Origin of the sequence: Pseudomonas sp. PONIH3 (genome assembly GCF_002934345.1) — a bacterium.
GTDB classification, from domain to species: domain Bacteria; phylum Pseudomonadota; class Gammaproteobacteria; order Pseudomonadales; family Pseudomonadaceae; genus Aquipseudomonas; species Aquipseudomonas soli.
Map to the genome: position 1 here is coordinate 1,165,377 of NZ_CP026386.1, position 16,770 is coordinate 1,182,146.

General features: G+C 59.8%; 21 protein-coding genes, 1 tRNA gene and 3 pseudogenes. 19 read left to right on the forward strand and 6 right to left on the reverse strand.

Annotated features, from left to right (window positions below):
- Nucleotides 1-44: 44 nt before the first annotated feature.
- A pseudogene (locus tag C3F42_RS30175) lies at nucleotides 45-182 on the reverse strand (helix-turn-helix domain-containing protein); the annotation flags it as partial.
- 233 nt (nucleotides 183-415) lie between these two features.
- Between C3F42_RS30175 and C3F42_RS05185 the strand changes: the two are divergent.
- The 4 genes and pseudogenes from C3F42_RS05185 to C3F42_RS05205 form a co-directional block, all read left to right on the forward strand.
- Nucleotides 416-661 carry a hypothetical protein gene (locus tag C3F42_RS05185; protein ID WP_104444124.1) on the forward strand — a complete coding sequence of 82 codons (246 nt, stop codon included), beginning with the start codon at nucleotides 416-418 and terminating at the stop codon, nucleotides 659-661.
- 507 nt (nucleotides 662-1,168) lie between these two features.
- Entirely contained in the window at nucleotides 1,169-1,867 is a 699-nt protein-coding gene (locus C3F42_RS30080) for a helix-turn-helix transcriptional regulator (RefSeq protein ID WP_104445283.1), read from the forward strand.
- Nucleotides 1,868-2,180: 313 nt separating this feature from the next.
- Nucleotides 2,181-2,363 (forward strand): hypothetical protein, encoded by a 183-nt coding sequence (locus tag C3F42_RS05200; RefSeq protein WP_104444126.1) that lies wholly within the window; start codon nucleotides 2,181-2,183, stop codon nucleotides 2,361-2,363.
- Nucleotides 2,364-2,517: 154 nt separating this feature from the next.
- Nucleotides 2,518-2,799 (forward strand): annotated as a pseudogene (locus tag C3F42_RS05205) (helix-turn-helix transcriptional regulator); the annotation flags it as partial.
- 57 nt (nucleotides 2,800-2,856) lie between these two features.
- Here C3F42_RS05205 and istB read toward each other — a convergent pair.
- A complete protein-coding gene (gene istB / locus C3F42_RS05210; protein ID WP_064491510.1) occupies nucleotides 2,857-3,597 on the reverse strand; it encodes an IS21-like element helper ATPase IstB in 741 nt (246 codons plus the stop codon).
- A complete protein-coding gene (gene istA, locus C3F42_RS05215; protein WP_081273177.1) occupies nucleotides 3,594-5,114 on the reverse strand; it encodes an IS21 family transposase in 1,521 nt (506 codons plus the stop codon). The genes istB and istA overlap by 4 nt, the downstream gene beginning before the upstream one ends.
- A gap of 132 nt (nucleotides 5,115-5,246) precedes the next feature.
- On the opposite strand from istA, the pseudogene C3F42_RS29780 reads away from it, so the two are divergent.
- The 3 genes and pseudogenes from C3F42_RS29780 to C3F42_RS05230 form a co-directional block, all read left to right on the forward strand.
- Nucleotides 5,247-5,360: pseudogene (locus C3F42_RS29780) on the forward strand (helix-turn-helix transcriptional regulator); the annotation flags it as partial.
- Between the two features lie 21 nt (nucleotides 5,361-5,381).
- Entirely contained in the window at nucleotides 5,382-5,654 is a 273-nt protein-coding gene (locus tag C3F42_RS05225; protein ID WP_104444127.1) for a hypothetical protein, read from the forward strand.
- 13 nt (nucleotides 5,655-5,667) lie between these two features.
- Nucleotides 5,668-6,036: a hypothetical protein gene (locus tag C3F42_RS05230; protein ID WP_104444128.1), complete on the forward strand. Its 369-nt coding sequence runs from the start codon at nucleotides 5,668-5,670 to the stop codon at nucleotides 6,034-6,036.
- A 22-nt stretch (nucleotides 6,037-6,058) separates the two neighbouring features.
- Here the strand turns inward: C3F42_RS05230 and C3F42_RS05235 are convergent, their stop codons facing one another.
- Entirely contained in the window at nucleotides 6,059-6,274 is a 216-nt protein-coding gene (locus tag C3F42_RS05235) for a hypothetical protein (RefSeq protein ID WP_104444129.1), read from the reverse strand.
- A gap of 112 nt (nucleotides 6,275-6,386) precedes the next feature.
- Between C3F42_RS05235 and C3F42_RS05240 the strand changes: the two genes are divergently transcribed.
- Nucleotides 6,387-6,932, forward strand: a complete 546-nt coding sequence (locus C3F42_RS05240; RefSeq protein ID WP_104444130.1) for a hypothetical protein — start codon at nucleotides 6,387-6,389, stop codon at nucleotides 6,930-6,932.
- Nucleotides 6,933-7,044: 112 nt separating this feature from the next.
- On the opposite strand, the gene C3F42_RS29575 is transcribed toward C3F42_RS05240, so the two are convergent.
- Nucleotides 7,045-7,551 (reverse strand): DUF2971 domain-containing protein, encoded by a 507-nt coding sequence (locus C3F42_RS29575; RefSeq protein ID WP_177410832.1) that lies wholly within the window; start codon nucleotides 7,549-7,551, stop codon nucleotides 7,045-7,047.
- 341 nt (nucleotides 7,552-7,892) lie between these two features.
- Between C3F42_RS29575 and C3F42_RS05250 the strand changes: the two genes are divergently transcribed.
- From C3F42_RS05250 to C3F42_RS05270, 3 genes are all read left to right on the forward strand, one after another.
- A complete protein-coding gene (locus C3F42_RS05250; RefSeq protein ID WP_158659531.1) occupies nucleotides 7,893-8,411 on the forward strand; it encodes a hypothetical protein in 519 nt (172 codons plus the stop codon).
- 816 nt (nucleotides 8,412-9,227) lie between these two features.
- Nucleotides 9,228-9,470: a DUF4224 domain-containing protein gene (locus C3F42_RS05265; protein WP_088852954.1), complete on the forward strand. Its 243-nt coding sequence runs from the start codon at nucleotides 9,228-9,230 to the stop codon at nucleotides 9,468-9,470.
- Between the two features lies 1 nt (nucleotide 9,471).
- A complete protein-coding gene (locus C3F42_RS05270; protein WP_104444134.1) occupies nucleotides 9,472-10,533 on the forward strand; it encodes a tyrosine-type recombinase/integrase in 1,062 nt (353 codons plus the stop codon).
- A 111-nt stretch (nucleotides 10,534-10,644) separates the two neighbouring features.
- Here C3F42_RS05270 and C3F42_RS05275 read toward each other — a convergent pair.
- A tRNA-Ser gene (locus C3F42_RS05275) sits at nucleotides 10,645-10,732 on the reverse strand.
- A 146-nt stretch (nucleotides 10,733-10,878) separates the two neighbouring features.
- Between C3F42_RS05275 and C3F42_RS05280 the strand changes: the two genes are divergently transcribed.
- The 8 genes from C3F42_RS05280 to C3F42_RS05315 all read left to right on the forward strand — a co-directional run bounded on the left by C3F42_RS05280 (nucleotide 10,879) and on the right by C3F42_RS05315 (nucleotide 16,679).
- A complete protein-coding gene (locus C3F42_RS05280; RefSeq protein ID WP_028692373.1) occupies nucleotides 10,879-11,550 on the forward strand; it encodes a Bax inhibitor-1/YccA family protein in 672 nt (223 codons plus the stop codon).
- Nucleotides 11,551-11,762: 212 nt separating this feature from the next.
- Nucleotides 11,763-13,142, forward strand: coding sequence for a nucleobase:cation symporter-2 family protein (locus C3F42_RS05285; protein WP_038705848.1), 1,380 nt, complete (start codon nucleotides 11,763-11,765; stop codon nucleotides 13,140-13,142).
- Nucleotides 13,143-13,227: 85 nt separating this feature from the next.
- Nucleotides 13,228-13,620, forward strand: a complete 393-nt coding sequence (tusD, locus tag C3F42_RS05290) for a sulfurtransferase complex subunit TusD (RefSeq protein WP_023632843.1) — start codon at nucleotides 13,228-13,230, stop codon at nucleotides 13,618-13,620.
- Between the two features lies 1 nt (nucleotide 13,621).
- The gene (gene tusC, locus C3F42_RS05295; protein ID WP_094010420.1) at nucleotides 13,622-13,981 is read left to right on the forward strand and encodes a sulfurtransferase complex subunit TusC; all 360 of its coding nucleotides are present in this window, start codon (nucleotides 13,622-13,624) and stop codon (nucleotides 13,979-13,981) included.
- Nucleotides 13,981-14,277: a sulfurtransferase complex subunit TusB gene (gene tusB / locus C3F42_RS05300; RefSeq protein ID WP_104444135.1), complete on the forward strand. Its 297-nt coding sequence runs from the start codon at nucleotides 13,981-13,983 to the stop codon at nucleotides 14,275-14,277. The genes tusC and tusB overlap by 1 nt, the downstream gene beginning before the upstream one ends.
- Nucleotides 14,274-14,609, forward strand: coding sequence for a TusE/DsrC/DsvC family sulfur relay protein (locus C3F42_RS05305; protein WP_023632846.1), 336 nt, complete (start codon nucleotides 14,274-14,276; stop codon nucleotides 14,607-14,609). Before tusB ends, C3F42_RS05305 begins: the two co-directional genes overlap by 4 nt.
- Complete coding sequence (locus C3F42_RS05310; RefSeq protein WP_104444136.1) at nucleotides 14,606-15,622, forward strand: glycosyl transferase family protein; 1,017 nt, start codon at nucleotides 14,606-14,608, stop codon at nucleotides 15,620-15,622. Before C3F42_RS05305 ends, C3F42_RS05310 begins: the two co-directional genes overlap by 4 nt.
- Before the next feature lie 97 nt (nucleotides 15,623-15,719).
- Nucleotides 15,720-16,679, forward strand: a complete 960-nt coding sequence (locus tag C3F42_RS05315) for a glutathione S-transferase family protein (protein WP_104444137.1) — start codon at nucleotides 15,720-15,722, stop codon at nucleotides 16,677-16,679.
- Nucleotides 16,680-16,770: the final 91 nt, after the last annotated feature.

Below are 16,770 nucleotides of genomic sequence, written 5' to 3' on the forward strand. Positions count from 1 at the left end.
GCCAGCTCGCCAAGCTTGGTGCGTACGGTACGCTCGGACAGTCCAGTGTGTTCGGCGAGAGTAGCGGCAGACGGAAATGCGCCCCTACCACTTACACCGGCATAGTTCGCGAGACAAAGGAGCACATGCCTCGCCGGCGCATCTTTGAGCACGGATGTAGGTAGCTCCATCGCCCACGCCATAGCTTGGACGCTCACATCAACCCCCAAGTACGTAGTTGATTCGAGATAAGTGGAGCTGCAGGCGCAGAGTTGCCTGCACCAAAAGTAGGATGCATACTTGTCCCCGATAGAAGCTGTTGAAGAAGCCGGGCTGCCACCCGGTTTTTTTATGCCTGCGATTCAGGCGTTAGGGGTGTCCGATGCATCCGTGGTAGCTTTTTGCTTCCACACGAAAAGGTCCAAGGAGACCGGACATGTCAAAGGGTTTGCACATCAACCCCATTGCCGGATGGCAATTCAAAGCTGTTGAGCATCTGCAGCTGGTCTTGATGGAAATCAGCTATCTTTCCACTCCCTTCCAAAATCTTGATGAGGCTCAGAAAGCTCCGCTACTGGGCCTGACCGCTCAAGAAGCACGAGAGCTGAGTGAGGCACTGAGAAGATCTGCAGAGCATCTGGAAGGACTACAGATGAGATCACCTGAAGGTCCGAAGCACTAACGGTGAAACAGGCGGGTGCCACGCTCGCCTCTTTGTCATCCTTTCCCGACACCATCCCCCTCTCCTACTGGTTAGATTCACAGGTGTTTTGGTCATCTAGTGACTCATGACCCGACAAAGCAAAATTCCCTTGTCAGGCCACCAGTTCAGGCCAAATCACATGCCAGTCACTGGGGCGGAGCTGCCGCCTAGTCACCGAGCCAGCACTAGCTAGCTCGGTCTTAGCAGCCATCTCTGCTGAAGCGGACTTGTGTCCATAAGCAACCAGCCTCAGGTATGCCCGAGACGTTCCTGTTTGCGCGATCTGGTCATCAGTCGCCGTTTTGAGCCACTCCAGCAGCCCGTTCTTTCTGGTCCGCATGTCCGGGCCTCCATCATGGTCCATCGAATTATTACCGACAGGTAATGATTAAACAATACCTGCAGGGAATTTACCTTTTGGTAACGTTTTCAGATCATTGCTCAATGGAAATCTCAGATACCCGCCGCGACAATTTGCGGCTCCTCATGAACTCGCGCTTCGAAGGCAAGCAGGCCCGTATCGCTGACGCCCTAGGGAAAAGTGCGAACTACATTTCCCGGTGCCTCGCACGACCTGATAGCGCAGGCGCAAAGAAGATCGGGGAAGACCTTGCCCGCGAGATCGAGGAAACCCTCGGCCTCCCTCGCTATGCGATGGATCAACCTGGGCTATCTGCTAAGGGCGTGACAGAAATTCAGGCGAATGCCGAGGTAGTCGGCTCATTTGACGTCTGGGACGACAACACGCCGCTGGCTGACGACGAGGTCTATGTGCCGTTTCTCAAGGAAGTAGAGCTTTCCGCAGGCCGGGGCCGCACTGCAGTGGAACAGGCTAGCGGTCGTAAGCTTCGCTTCGGCAAGCTAACCCTGCGCCGGCAAGGCGTTCAGCCGAGCGATGCCGTATGTGTGACCGTAAGCGGGAACAGCATGGAGCCAGTCCTTCCAGATGGAAGCACCGTAGGAGTAGATCAAGGCAGAACCGCAGTGGTAGACGGCAAGATGTACGCCATAAATCACGGCGGCCAATTGCGCGTGAAAACGCTATACCGTCTGCCCGGTGGTGGGGTACGCCTACGTAGCTATAACCGTGACGAACACCCGGATGAGGAATATTCGGCGGAAGAGCTTGTCTCCAAGCAGATCCTAGTGATTGGTCGAGTGTTCTGGTACTCAGTGCTTCTATAGCCCGCACCCTCCAATCGAAGCCCGCCATCGCGGGCTTTTTTTCGCCCGCCCGAAAAAAGATTACCTATAGGTATTGACCAAACATGTTACCCAAAGGTAACTTTAATTCGTCGCCGGATCGACACCGGCCAGCAACGAAGGCAGCGATGAACAGGCCTCAACTGTTCAGAGGGGTGGCAACTGCCCTGGGCGTGCAGCGTAAAGCGCCAATGCAGTTTTCCAGCGGGTATGTGCCGCGGCTGGAGAGAAGATTTCACTGGCTGGCCTTGGGAACAGGGCCAGACGGGAAATCAACCGTCCTGAGAGCAAGACGATGACCAAGGCCGAACAGCTCCTGAACGCAACTGGCGAGAAAATCAAAGCCGCCGCGCTCCGCCGCGAGATCCTGGACCATGCCACGCAATTCACTTTCGACGACGGTAGCTCGATCCAGTGCCGAAAACTGTCTGGTCGATCTGCCTTCGCTCGCGGTGGCTGGCACCTGAAATCCAACTGAGCATCCAGCAAAACGTCAGCCTGACGTTAACTGCCCGATCGCCTGGTCTTCCCCAGCACCAGGCTGCATCGGAGAGCCCTTCCCGACCCTACATCAACATGTTCAGGGAGACAGGCGGGATAGGCTCTCCAATGCAGCCCACCAAGGACCACTCATGGAAACGATCACCTGCGGCACATGGACAGGCCACCTTGGCAAAGGGCTGGCTCCCCGCGAGCTGGAGGCGCTGCTTGGCGTCGCCCAGGGCATGACCGCCAAACAGATAGCCCAGCAGATGCAGATCACCCCGGGCACAGTCGCCAACCGCATCGAAAACGCCATGTTCAAGCTCGGCGTAGCGCGCCGAGCAGCTGCGGTGGCCGAAGCGATGCGGCGGCAGATCATCAGCCCGCTGTGTATCGCCCTTGCCGGCCTGATCGCTATGCATGCGGTTGTCAATGGCCATTAATTTTGACCCACTTTTGGCCAATAGAATTGACCCACTTGCTCACCGCTAACCGCCGGTTTTCTGCTTCAAACGATAGCTCTCACCTCCCAGCATAAAGATGTGTGAATGGTGGATCACGCGGTCGATGATGGGCACGGCCACGTTGTCGTCATGGAAGAACTCGCCCCAGCTGGTGAAGTCCTTGTTGGTGGTCAGGATGACCGAGCGGTACTCGTACAGGTTGTTGATTAACTGGAACAGGTTGTACCGGGCTTGGCGCGTCATCGGCAGGTAGCCCAGCTCATCGATGATCAGCACGTCGTATTTGCTCAGCTGATTAAGGCGCTTCTTCAGCTCGCCCTTCATTTCCGCCAGCTCCAGATCCTCGACCAACGCCAGAGCCGTGCGGAACAGCACCTTGTAGCCCGCCTGAACCGCCTTGTGGCCAATCCCAATGGCCAAGTGGGTCTTGCCCACACCCGGTGGTCCGATGAACACCAGGTTGTCGCGGTTGTCGATAAAGCTGAAGTCCAGCAAGGTGCTGACCTGGCGCTTGGTGATGGTGGTCTGGTGCCGGTAATCGAAGGCCTCCAGATGCTTCTCCGAGGGGAACTGCGCCTGCTTGAGGTTGCGGCTTACGCGGCTACTGGAGCGGGCGTTAAGCTCATGCTCGACCAGTGACTGGGCGAAGCTCAGGTAGGACAGTTCATTGGCTTCGGCTCTGGCCAGCAGGGTGGCCAGCTCACCCGCGGTCGCGCTGAGGCGCAGGCTTCGGTACTGCGCGATAGTGCTGTCGAGCAGGCTCATTGGGTCACCCCGTGGCCAGTCGACTGGCCAATGCGGGCATAAGCGTTCAGGTCGGCGTGACTAACCTGGCTACCGGCCTCTGGCGCATAGTCATGGTCGCCGATGATCCGGCCCCGCGCCTTGGCTTGCTGCCATGCTTCGAGGTAGCGCTTGAGCCCGGTGGCGGTCAGTTCACTGCGCTCGCACAACTCGCCGAGCAACGCCGTATCAACCGGCGCATGGGCCATGAGCAGGTCGCGTGCAGCAACCAGCTGATCCTTGTAGATACGCGGCGAAGTACGCTTGAGCAGTTGGCACAGGGTTGCCCCAAGGGCATCGGGCAGGATCGAGTCGATGCCGCGCTCCAGGTCGGTAATGCGCTGGGCATGGTCTCGGTAATGGTTGTTGTTCTTGATCATCCGGCCCTTGGCCTTGCACAGGTCATGGGTGGCTATGAGTTCACCGCTCTCCAGGTCATGGATCAGCAACTGGTTGTCCTGTGCGCTGACACCGACACGGGCTTGCTGCCAGGCCATGGGTACCGAGTACTTGTTGGCCTGCCATGAGATCAAGCCGGTCTTGTCGACCTTGCGGGTCTCCCTTGTCGGCGCCACGTGCAGCAGGTTCTGCGGGACGAGATAGGGCTTGAGCTGACTACGCTCCAGTGCCTCGAAATGCGCTCTTGGATGCTGCCCCGTCGTGCCGTGCACGCGTGCGTTGGCGACAGTCTCGAGCCAATCATTCAGGTGCTGTCGGACGGCGGCCTCGTCCTGGAAGTGCTCGCCGTAGAAGCAGTCACGCTTGACGTACTTGACCCCGGCCTCCACCTTGCCCTTGCTCTCCGGGTCATAGCCCTCGCAGGCATGGATGCGGTACCCGACGGTAGTCGCATACTGGTGGAAGCGCTGGTTCAGCGTCAGCTCACGGTACTGCTCGTTGATCACCACCATCTTGGTCTGATCGTAGATGCACTCCTCGGTGACGCCGCCGAAGTAGCGGAAGGCCTCGTCGTGCATCTGGATAAACCGTTCGGTATCCAGCGGCCGGAAGTTCAGACCGACATACATCAGCCGTGAACAGGACAGCACAAACACCACAAAATGAACGACACGCTCCAGGCCGCCAATCATGACGCCTCGCAGCTCACCGGGGTCGACCTGACACTGCACGCCAGGCACTGACTCAACGACCGGCTCGTAATAGCGCAACTGGCCACTGGCAACCTGCTGCTTGAGCGCTTGCACATAGCGGCGAATGCTCCGGTCTGACACCGCCAGCTCGGTGGTGCGCTCCCTCAGGCGACGGGCCAGCTTGACTGCGCTCAGGGCTGGAAACTGACCCAACTGATTAATCAGATAATCGCGGTGCTCGTCGAGCACCTTGGTGCGTGAAGGGTCAGCAATGGTAGCGCTGATCTGCATCTCATCCAGGTGGAGATACTTGCGTACGGTGTTCCGGGAAATCCCCAGCTCACGACTGATGGCACGGACCGACAGGCCTCGGCCCTGGTCATACAACCCCTTGATCTTGTGAATCACAACCCACTCCTTCAATGATCTGTCCCCGGCCTGTGCATAAGGCGGGTGACGCTACATGGTCGGTGGCCAATGCCACTATGGGTGGGTCAAAATTGTTGGCCAGAGGTGGGTCAGTTTAATTGGCCATTAACACATGCGGTCATCGATGACAGCGATCCACTGCGCCGCGACCGAAGAGCGCCCGAGCGGCGCACTGCCCAGATTCGAATCGTTCGCAAGGCCGAGGCCTTCGAGCACTACGCCTGAATCCCAACAGAGGATCATCCTATGCACCACTCCATGCAACGGCGCGTGGACGGCCTGGCCGCCCTACGTGCACGCTCCCTCATGGCTACCGCCGAGTTCTACGAGATGATTGGCCGCCCTGCCCCAGCGCCCGATGCTCTGTTTCAGGCAGTCGCCAAGGGCAAGGCTTGGCACATCATTGAGATTGCTACCGGCAAGACCAAGAGATTCTGCTTTAGCCACCGTGCGGCCATGCGTTTTATTGAGGCGATGGAAACAGGCAAGCGATCCAGCATTTCCCGCACCGCAGATTAAACGGAGGTGACGTATGGCGATGGACCAGGCAGAGCGCGACCGGCGCCGGCGCGAGAAGTCAGCAAAGCACCAGGAAGAGGACCTGCGCTTGAAGGTTCGACCAGGGACTAAACAGGCCCTGCTGGAGCTGATGGAGTGGTCCGGGATCGAGGAACAGGGCGAGGCTATGACGCTGATGATTCATCGCCTGCATGAGCTAACCCGAGACGAAGCGGTCAAGCTGCTCAAGCCTCCGCGCCACACGATTGAATTGAGCCATTCCGTGGCGCGAAAGCTAGACCGGTTCCGAATCAGTCGCGAACTTCGCACGTCCGGCCTGATGCTTGGCGATGATCCGGACGATTCCGGGATTTATGTTATAGATCAACTGAGCAGTGCTTGATCCATTGCCCAATCGCCAAAATCTACTTCGCTATCGTGACTTCATGCATTGCCAAACTGATGGCCATTGCTACATCTCCAGTACGACGCTGATCGATGGTTAGCACCTTGCCGCCTTCCTCTTCATTCAAGGCGCAAGCCCTATCATAAACTTCCCCCAAATTGACACCCAGGTCCTTTACGGCTGCGAGTACGCTTCTCAACGCCTGGTCTTTTATGCTTGCGAGCTCTTCGGACATCGTTCCTCCTTGTGCCCGGCCCCATGCCGGTCACCCGTAATACCCCATCCCACCCCAAATTGCCACCATGCCGCCACCAGCACGGAGGGCGGCGCATACATGGAGTACCGCAATGCAAGTCGAGACCTCGACAGTCACCAAGCTGCTGATCACTGAGGTACCGAACCTCGACCGAATCAGCGTGTACCTCGAAGACCTGGCGCCCTGCAAAGGCAAGATCACCGTCAGCTGCCACGACAAGACCTGGCACGCGTACTGGGGCGGCATGTGGGATGGCCTGAATGTGGCCCAGTTCTTCTGCAAGCTGCACGACGCCTACATCATCGGCTACTTCGACCGGTCGTTGAGCTCTCGCCGGTTCAGCGGTGAGGCTCTGGCCGACAAGGCGAGGAAGGTGATCGTACAAATGCGGCATGACCGGGACCTTGACGCAGAAGATGCCCGGAGCCTGTTCGACGAGGCCGAGGATGTTTGCCACACCAGTTCGCTTGACGAGTGCGGCGGCGCCCACCGCGAGTTCATGCATCGCGTGTTTGGTGACGACTGGTGGAACCTGCCGGCCGATGCCATGGAGCCAAATCCAGATTGGGCCTACCTCTGCCGCATCATCGCGACAGTGCAGCAGGCCCTAACCAAGCAGTACCCGATCGCCTCCTGACCCTCTGGCGCTGCTCGCCAGCGCCTTCCCCATCCAGCGATCGCGCCGAACCGGCGAGTACTGCGCGCCCGGCCAGTCAAAAAATTCGCTACTTTTTGCCGCGCTTGATGGCTTAGCTCCGTTCGCGCCTAAACCTCGGAATGTTGAGCTGATATTTTTTTGGATCGATTTTCGCCCTATACAGCTCGATCTTCACGACCCGATGTTTGTTAGCCTCTTTTACCGCTGTGCTCAACGCCGAAAAATGCTCCTCTGAAATATTACATCCAGCAATTACGCTTTTTATGATAGACGGTTCATAGCTGTAGATTCCTGGACCCCGAATGTAGTCAATTACCCTCTCCTCCTGCTCGTAGGCCCACTCCGTGCTCTTGGCGAGAAAAACATTTTCAACATCTCCATGGCTCATCTCGCTCCATCGCTTAATAACAGGCCGCTCGGCGACGTACTTCACGGGAAATGGCACTAACCATTTTGGGTGAGTGCCCTCTGCACCTGCCGAAAACTCATGTGGCTCTAAGAATTCAACGACAAATCCAGTGTGTTTATCGGCGTAATGGGACCACATCAACACATGCCATGGAGTCCTGCTGAGAGAAACGATGCCTACTCGGGACATAGACCCTTCCTGAAAGGCACCGCTATCAAAAGCTATGTTAGTTCTATTGACCGCTTTCTGGCGTGCGCGCAAGCGATCAGCTGGACTCTTATCTGGATTATTTATAAGCGCGAATAAATCTGGCCGATCGCTTTGCGGTGAGGCGCTAGACTTGTAATAAGGATTGCAGTCAAACGGATCATTGAAAGCGGAAGGCGCAGAGAACTTCATGCTGTATTGAGTAATCAAGTTCAATACAAGCATATCTTTATCAAATGAAACGTACTTATACAAATACCGCCCTATCACTTCCGCCCACTCCTTTGTTAATCGACCAGTAACTATACCGGCGAGGTATCCCCATGCCCACAGAAAACCGATCCAGCAACACAGAGATGGTCAGTGTGCCGCGTGAGCGCGCCCTGCAGCTAATCAACCTTCTGGCCGGGGTTGCCGGCGCCGCACACTGGCTTGCCGATGACAGCGAGGATTGTGGGGACGAAGGAATCGACTGCCAGCGAGTCTACTTCGAGGCCTTGAGCGACGCACTGGACAAATGCGAGGAGTTACCGGAGCTGCCTACCAGCGTGTACGTACGTGACGGCTGGCTACGTGCTGCTGACGAGCTGCGCGCTCTACTGGCTCAGCCATCCGAGCAGCATCAGGGTGAGCCGGTGGGCTATCAGCAGCGCACAATGACCGACAGACCAGGTTCACAGTGGACGCCGTGGCGCGAATGTTGCGACGCCACGCGAGCCAGGTACTCGCAAGAGGTTGGACAGTACAACCAGCACGGGATCATGCGCGAGATCCGACCTGTGTTCGCCAGCGCTGCCGATCCTGGCGAAGTTGAGCGCTTGCCCACTCGCTCCTATCGCTAACTTCTAGGGCAACTGATCGGGGTCGTGGCTCAGGGGATTAAGAGGGTCCGTCAGAACCTCGCCGGCAAACGTCCCATCCGAGGCCGTCAACCCGCTCTCAGGCGGATTGAGTGTCGCAGCATGAAGCATCCACTTTTCGAAAGCTTCTCGGTGCGCCACTTGCGACGCTAACCAGGCGGCGTCCCTAAATCGTCCGTACGCTACCTGGGCCATTATTGAAGACGTGATAGCTTCAAGCTCACGCAGCAATTGGTAAGCGATGTATCGCTCATCTGACTGTGGCATTTCGGTTCTCGCAATGAAACAACAGCCCCCTCCAAAGGAGGGACACTATATTGACATCAGCGATTCCAATTCGATCAATACTTTTTTCAGCCTGCTCGTAAGGAGCACATCTGTGAGCTGCCACCGGGAGAATACGCATCTTGGCCACCCGGCAAGCGCACGACTTAGGTAGAGCCGCCCAGCCAGATTTAAGTCGGTCTTGGACCCAAGACGACTGACTGAGCAACCAAACGAATCATGACGAACGCGCCGGGCGAGGTCTGTAGGAAAAGACTGATCCCTTCTAAGCCCGGCGACACCCCGACAGGACGCCCGCTAGAAGTAGCCCGGCACCTGGGCCCAGCAGCCCCACAGATGCATATCCAAAAGCAGCTTGGCCAGAGGCACCAACGGCGGCGAAGGCTGCGCCCACAGCAAGCAGGGGGATACCTACCAGGTAAAACGGTTTGGCTGTCTTGCCCATATCGATCCTCCTGAACAAGACCCCATTTAATCACACCTTGCCGCCATCGGCGGCGTGGAGACCATCACATGCAAACCGAGATTCTTTCGGACGAAGAGCTAGCCGAGCTGACTGGCTATAAGGCCAGGGGATATCAGCGTCGCTGGCTAGAGGAACGTGGCTGGGTATTCGTTGAAACCCGCAGCGGGCGCCCACTGGTTGGCCGCCATTACGTTCGTATGAAACTGGGCATGAGCCTTGGAGTAATGCCAACGGCGTCACCACCACCTGTAGTTCCTGCGTGGACACCTGACATTTCGAAGGTGAGGTGAAATGCGTCCTAGGAAGACCGAAAACAGGGATTTGCCTCCGGGTGTGTACCGAAGAAAGCGGACCAGTAAGAGCAAGAAAAATCCCGACAAGGAATGGATTAGCTACTACTACCGGGACAAGTCGGGCAAAGAGATAACGTTGGGCACCGATCTGAGCCTGGCCCGACTGAAGTGGGCAGAGCTAGAGGCAAAGGAGAAACCCAAAGACCTGGTCACCATGAGCGCCATCTTCGACCGCTACGAGCGCGACATCATCCCGAAGAAGGCGCAACGTACACAGAAGGACAACCTGGCAGAGATACGCCAGTTGCGAAACTACTTCGACAAGGCCCCAATCGACGGCATCACCCCTGCGCATGTGGCGAAGTATCGCGATGCCAGGACCGCCCCAGTCAGGGCGAATCGCGAGATCGCCACCCTATCGCACATCTTCAACATCGCCCGGGAATGGGGGCTCACAACCAACGAGAATCCGTGCCAGGGCGTGCGCAAGAACAAGGAAGTACCGAGAGACTTCTACGCCAACGACGCGATCTGGAACGCGGTTTACGCGAAAGCGGTGGGCGAATTGAAGGATGCCATGGATTTGGCGTATTTGACGGGCCAGCGTCCGGCGGACGTGCTGGTGATGAGGAGGGACGACATCGAGGACAAGGCCCTCGGCGTAAAGCAGAAGAAGACCCAGAAGAAACTGCGGATCATGCTTGAGGTGGACGGAGTAGAGAGCAGCTTGGGCGCGCTGATCAGAAAGATCCTGGAGCGCAACGCACCGCACAGCTCGCCATACCTACTGCTGACTGATAACGGGAAACGCGTTACGGCGCCGATGCTTCGCCACCGATGGGACGATGCCCGGGAGGAAGCCGTGAGGGAAGCGGTTGCCGCTGGTGACCAGGTGCTGGCCGGCCGTATCAGCCAATTCCAGTTTCGTGACATTCGCCCGAAAGCAGCCTCGGAAATCACCGATGTTGACCACGCTAGTCTGCTCCTGGGCCATACCAAGGGCGACATCACAGAGCGGGTTTATCGCCGAGTTGGAGCCCTGGCGAAACCCACCAAATAGGGAAAGTTTCGGAAGCGCTTCCACAATAAACCATTCCCAAGGGTGTTCCCACGGGTAGTTTTACTATGCCCCAAAAACGCAAAAAGCCCTGAAAAATCAGGGCTTTGAATGTGGCGGAAGCGTAGAGATTCGAACTCTAGGATAGTTGCCCATCGACGGTTTTCAAGACCGTTGCCTTAAACCACTCGGCCACGCTTCCAGCTGTTTTGCGGCGGCAATAATACCTTAATGTAACAAGCTGTCAAACTCTCTGTGTCGCGGCTTGCGACAGCTCTGATATGCTCTGCACCATACGTTCCACTACCGCAGGTCTCGGACCGCGGTCTCACCCCAAAGGAGTGCGCCATGCGCGAACAGGATTACGCCGTCCAACACGGCCAGCAGGTCGAGCAGCAGGAGGTCAGCAAGGTCCTGCGCAACACGTACAGCCTGCTGGCCCTCACCCTCGCCTTCAGCGGCATCATGGCCTTCGTCGCCCAGCAGATGCGTGTCGGCTACCCAAACATCTTCGTGGTGCTGATCGGCTTCTACGGCCTGTTCTTCCTCACCAACAAGCTGCGTGACTCGGCCTGGGGCCTGGTATCCACCTTCGCCCTCACCGGCTTCATGGGCTTCATCCTCGGCCCGATCCTCAACCGCTACCTGGGCATGGCCGGTGGCGCCGAAGTGGTCAGTTCGGCCTTCGCCATGACCGCCCTGGTGTTCGGCGGCCTGTCGGCCTACGTGCTGATCACCCGCAAGGACATGAGCTTCCTCAGCGGTTTCATCACCGCCGGCTTCTTCGTCCTGCTGGGTGCCGTGGTGGCCAGCTTCTTCTTCCAGATCAGCGGCCTGCAACTGGCGATCAGCGCTGGCTTCGTGCTGTTCTCGTCGGTCTGCATCCTGTTCCAGACCAGCGCCATCATCCATGGCGGCGAGCGCAACTACATCATGGCTACCATCAGCCTGTACGTGTCGATCTACAACCTGTTCGTCAGCTTGCTGCAGCTGTTCGGCATCATGGGCCGCGACGACTGATTTAAACGGTTGCCAACGCCTCAGGAAAAGCCCGCTTCGGCGGGCTTTTTCGTGCCCGTTGGACAGCGGCGGGCACCTCACAAACATTGACTTAAAAGTCAGCTTATTAGCGCCTTCCTCCGCGATTGTGCGCCCATCGTGCTTGCCTCTACCGCAATGGCCGTTCTGCCCGTAGAATGCGCTCCTTTTTTCTTCCGGGGCGGCATTTTCCCATGAGTTCACACGAACACGGCCCAGGCGCGGCGGCGCCTGCCAATGAACTGGTCCTTGGACTGGAGGACAAGCCTCGCCTGCTGATCGGCCTGCTGGCGGCTCTGCAGCACTTGCTGGCGATCATCGTGCCGATCGTCACGCCGGGCTTGCTGATCTGTCAGGCGCTGGGCGTGTCGGCGCGCGACACCAACCTGATCGTGTCGATGTCGCTGGTGATCTCGGGCATCGCCACCTTTGTCCAGTGCAAGCGCTTTGGGCCGTTCGGCGCCGGGCTGCTGATCGTGCAGGGCACCAGCTTCAACTTCGTCGGCCCGCTGATCGCCGGCGGCGCGCTGATGGTCAAGCAGGGCACGCCAGTTGAAGGCGTGATGGCGGCGATCTTCGGCGTGGTCATCGCCGGTTCGTTCGTGGAAATGGGCGTGTCGCGCATCCTGCCCTTCGTCAAGCGCCTGATCACGCCGCTGGTGACCGGCATCGTCGTACTGATGATTGGCCTGACCTTGATCAAGGTCGGCTTGATCAGCATGGGCGGCGGCTTTGGCGCCATGGCCAACGGTACCTTCGCCGATGGCGAGAACCTGCTGCTGTCGGGAGTGGTGCTGGCGATCATCGTCATCCTCAACCGTGTCCCGGTGGTATGGATGCGCAGCTGCGCCATCGTCATCGCCCTGGCGGTGGGCTACGCCCTGGCCGGCTACCTGGGCCGCCTGGACTTCACCGGCATGCACCAGGCCGCGCTGTTCCAGGTGCCGACGCCGCTGCACTTCGGCCTGGGCTTCTCCTGGTCGCTGTTCATCCCGATGCTGGTCATCTACTTGGTCACCTCGCTGGAGGCCATCGGTGACGTGACTGCGACCAGCAAGGTTTCGCGCCAGCCGGTCGAGGGCCCGGTATGGATGCAGCGGATCAAGGGCGGGGTGCTGGTCAACGGCGCCAATTCGCTGCTGGCGGGCCTGTTCAACACCTTCCCCAGCTCGATCTTCGCCCAGAACAACGGCGTGATTCAGCTGACCGGCATCGCCAGCCGCCATATCGGCATCTGGATCGCCGCCATGCTGATCCTGCTGGGCCTGTTCCCGTCGGTTGCCGGGGTGATCCAGGCAGTGCCGGAGCCGGTGCTCGGCGGCGCGGCCATGGTGATGTTCGGCGCCGTCGCGGCCTCGGGCATCAATATCCTCGCCAGCACCCGCCTCGACCGCCGTGCCCTGCTGATCATCGCCGTGTCGCTGTCGCTGGGCCTGGGCGTGGCCCAGGTACCGGAGTTCCTCGCGCATATGCCGGCGGCGCTGCGCAACGTGCTGGAGTCGGGTGTCGCCACCGGCGGCATCTGTGCCCTGGTGCTCAACTGGTTCCTGCCAGAAAGCAAAGACCAGGCCTGAGCCCCGCCAGCCAGAGCAGAAGCCCGTGCCCACCCGCACGGGCTTTTTGCTTTATCATGGCCGCATTCATTTGCTCGAGCCTTACATGAAATTCGCCATCGCGGTCTTTTCCCCGGCCCATGCGCCCTCCTCGCGCCGCGCCTTGCGCTTTGCCGAGGCGGTGCTGGCCGGCGGGCATGAAATTGCCCGGCTGTTCTTCTACCAGGACGGGGTACACAGTGCTTCGGCCAATATCGTCGCGCCCCAGGATGAGCTGGACGTGGCCGCGCAGTGGCGTGCCTTCGTCAGCGATCACCGGCTCGACGCCGTGGTGTGCATTGCCGCCGCCCTGCGTCGTGGGGTACTCGACGACACCGAGGCCAACCGCTACCAGCGCCCGGCGGTAAACCTGCCAATGCCGTGGGAGCTGTCCGGCCTGGGCCAGCTGCACGAAGCCGCGCAACTGGCCGACCGCCTGGTCTGCTTCGGAGGTGATTGAAATGGCCAAGTCCCTGCTGATCATCAGCCGCCAGGCGCCGTGGAGCGGCCCGTCCGCTCGCGAAGCGCTGGATATCGCCCTGGCCGGCGGCGCCTTCGATTTGCCGCTGGGCATGCTGTTCCTCGATGACGGCGTGTTCCAGCTCGCCGCCGCACAGCAGCCAGACGCCGTGCAACAGAAGAACCTGGCCGCCAATCTCCAGGCCCTGCCTATGTTCGGTGTGGAGGAGTTGTTCGCCTGTGGTCACAGCCTCGCCCGCCGAGGGCTGGACAACGACGCCCTGTCACTGCCGGTGGAAGTGCTCGACAACGCCGCGCTGACCGCACTGATTGCCCGTTTCGACCAGGTGGTGACGCTCTGATGACGACCCTGCATGTAATCGCCCATTCGCCCTTCGGTGACGAGCGCCTGGCCAGTTGCCTGCGTCTACTCGGCCCGCAGGACGCGCTGCTGCTGTGCGGTGACGCCACCTACGCGCTCCAGGCCGGCACCGAGCCCTTCGCTGCCCTGCAGGCCGCCAATCTCGGCGAGCGCCTGTTCGCCCTCGCCGAAGACCTGCAGGCCCGCGCCCTCGACAGCCAATTGGCCAAGGCAGTGGACTACCCCGCCTTTGTCGAGCTCACCCTGCACCACGACAAGGTCAACAGCTGGCTATGAGTACCCTGACTGTCGGCGATCGCAACATCGCCCTGGACAAGGACGGCTTCCTGGTCGAGCTGCAGGACTGGTCCCGCGAAGTCGCCGAGGCCCTCGCCACGCGGGAAAGCATCGCCCTGACCGCAGACCACTGGGAAATCCTCGAGCTGTTGCGCCAGTTCTACCAGGAGTACCAGCTGTCGCCGGCCACCCGCCCGCTGATCAAATACACCGCGCTCAAGCTTGGCGCCGAGAAAGGCAACAGCCCACACCTCAATCGCCTGTTCAACGGCACCCCCGCCAAACTTGCCGCCAAGCTGGCGGGCCTGCCCAAGCCGACCAACTGCATATGACCGAGCCACAGCTGAACGAAACACGCCCTTTGACCCTGGAAACCCCGGCCGAGCACCCGTTCGCCGAATTCGTGCGCATCCTCGGCAAGGGCAAGCGTGGCGCCCGCGGCCTGACCCGCGAGGAAGCCCGCGCCGCGATGACCCTGCTGCTCGAGGGCAAGGTCGAGGACACCCAGCTGGGTGCCTTCCTGATGCTGCTGCGGCAAAAGGAAGAAAGCGCCGAGGAGCTGGCCGGCTTCACCGAGGCCCTGCGCGCCCACCTGCACGCGCCCCAGATCACCGTTGACCTTGATTGGCCCAGCTACGCCGGCAAGAAGCGCCATCTGCCATGGTACCTGCTGGCGGCCAAGTGCCTGGCGGGCAACGGTGTGCGCATCCTGATGCACGGCGGCGGCGCCCATACGGCGGGCAGGCTGTACACCGAGCAACTGCTCGACCTGCTGGGTATTCCGCTGTGTCGCAACTGGACGGTCGTGGAGCAAGCCCTGGACAGTCGTCAACTGGCCTTCTTCCCGTTGCAGGACTGGGCGCCACAGCTTCAGCGCATGATCGACCTGCGCAACACCCTGGGCCTGCGCTCGCCCATCCACTCCTTGGCCCGGGTGCTCAACCCGCTCGGCGCCCGCTGCGGCCTGCAGAGCATCTTCCACCCCGGCTACCAGGCGGTGCACCGCGAGGCCAGCCGCATGCTCGGCGACCACACAGTGGTGATCAAAGGTGACGGCGGCGAGATCGAGGTCAACCCGGATGTCATCAGCCACCTGTACGGCACCTCGGCCGGCGAGGCCTGGGACGAGGAGTGGCCGGCCCTCAGCGCCCAGCGCCATGTGAAGCCAGCCAGCCTGCAGCCCGAGCACCTGCTGGCGGTATGGCGTGGCGAGGCACAGGACAGCTATGGCGAGCTGGCCGTGGTCGCGACCATGGCCCTCGCCCTGCGCGGGCTGGGCCAGGACCGCGAGCAGGCGTTCAGCCGCGCTCGCGACTACTGGACCAACCGCAGAAGCATCGAATAAGCCGATAGATAGGGCGCAGTCTTTGCGCTATTTATTCGAACGCTTTTCACTAGACTGAGCTCCAACGACAAACGACTTTGTTCCGAGGAGCTTTGCAATGGGCCTTTTGATCGATGGCCGCTGGCATGACCAGTGGTACCAGACCAGCCAGGATGGCGCGTTCAAGCGCGAGAACGCTCAACGCCGCAATCAACTGCCCGCCGCCGAGGCCGGCCGTTATCACCTGTACGTGTCACTGGCCTGCCCCTGGGCGCATCGCACCCTGATCTTCCGCGCCATCAAGGGCCTGGAATCGCTGATCGACGTCTCCGTGGTCAGCTGGCTGATGGGAGAGCACGGCTGGACCTTCGACCGGCAGCAGGGCTCCAGCGGCGATCATCTGGACGCATTGCAGTACCTGCACCAGCGCTACACCCAGGACGACCCGCACTACACCGGGCGCGTAACCGTGCCGGTGCTGTGGGACAAGCAAGAGAAGCGCATCGTCAACAACGAGTCTGCCGAGATCATCCGCATCTTCAACAGCGCATTCAACGAACTGACCGGTAACACCCTGGACCTTTACCCCGAGCCGCTGCGCGCTACCATCGATGGGCTCAACGAACGTATCTACCCGGCCGTGAACAACGGCGTGTACCGCGCAGGCTTCGCCACCTCGCAGGAAGCTTACGAGGCCGCCTTCGACGATGTCTTCAACGAACTGGACCACCTGGAAACACTACTGGGCCGCCAGCGTTACCTGGCCGGTGAGTACCTGACCGAAGCCGATGTGCGGTTGTTCACCACGCTGGTGCGTTTCGATGCGGTGTACCACGGGCACTTCAAGTGCAACCTGCGCCGCTTGAGCGACTACCCGAACCTGTCCAACTGGCTGCGCGAGCTGTACCAGTGGCCGGGCGTGGCGGGCACGGTGAACATGGAGCATATCCAGAAGCACTACTACATGAGCCACAAGACCATCAACCCGAACGGCATCGTGCCCAAGGGGCCGTTGCAGGATTTCGGCTTGCCGCATGACCGGGAGCGGTTAATGGGCAAAGGGATCTGGAAGGCTTGATAAAGCTGGGGCTGCTTTACAGCCCACCGTCGGCAAGCCGGCTCCCTCAGGGGCTTGTATGATCCTGTGCGAGCCGGCTTATCGTGGCGAT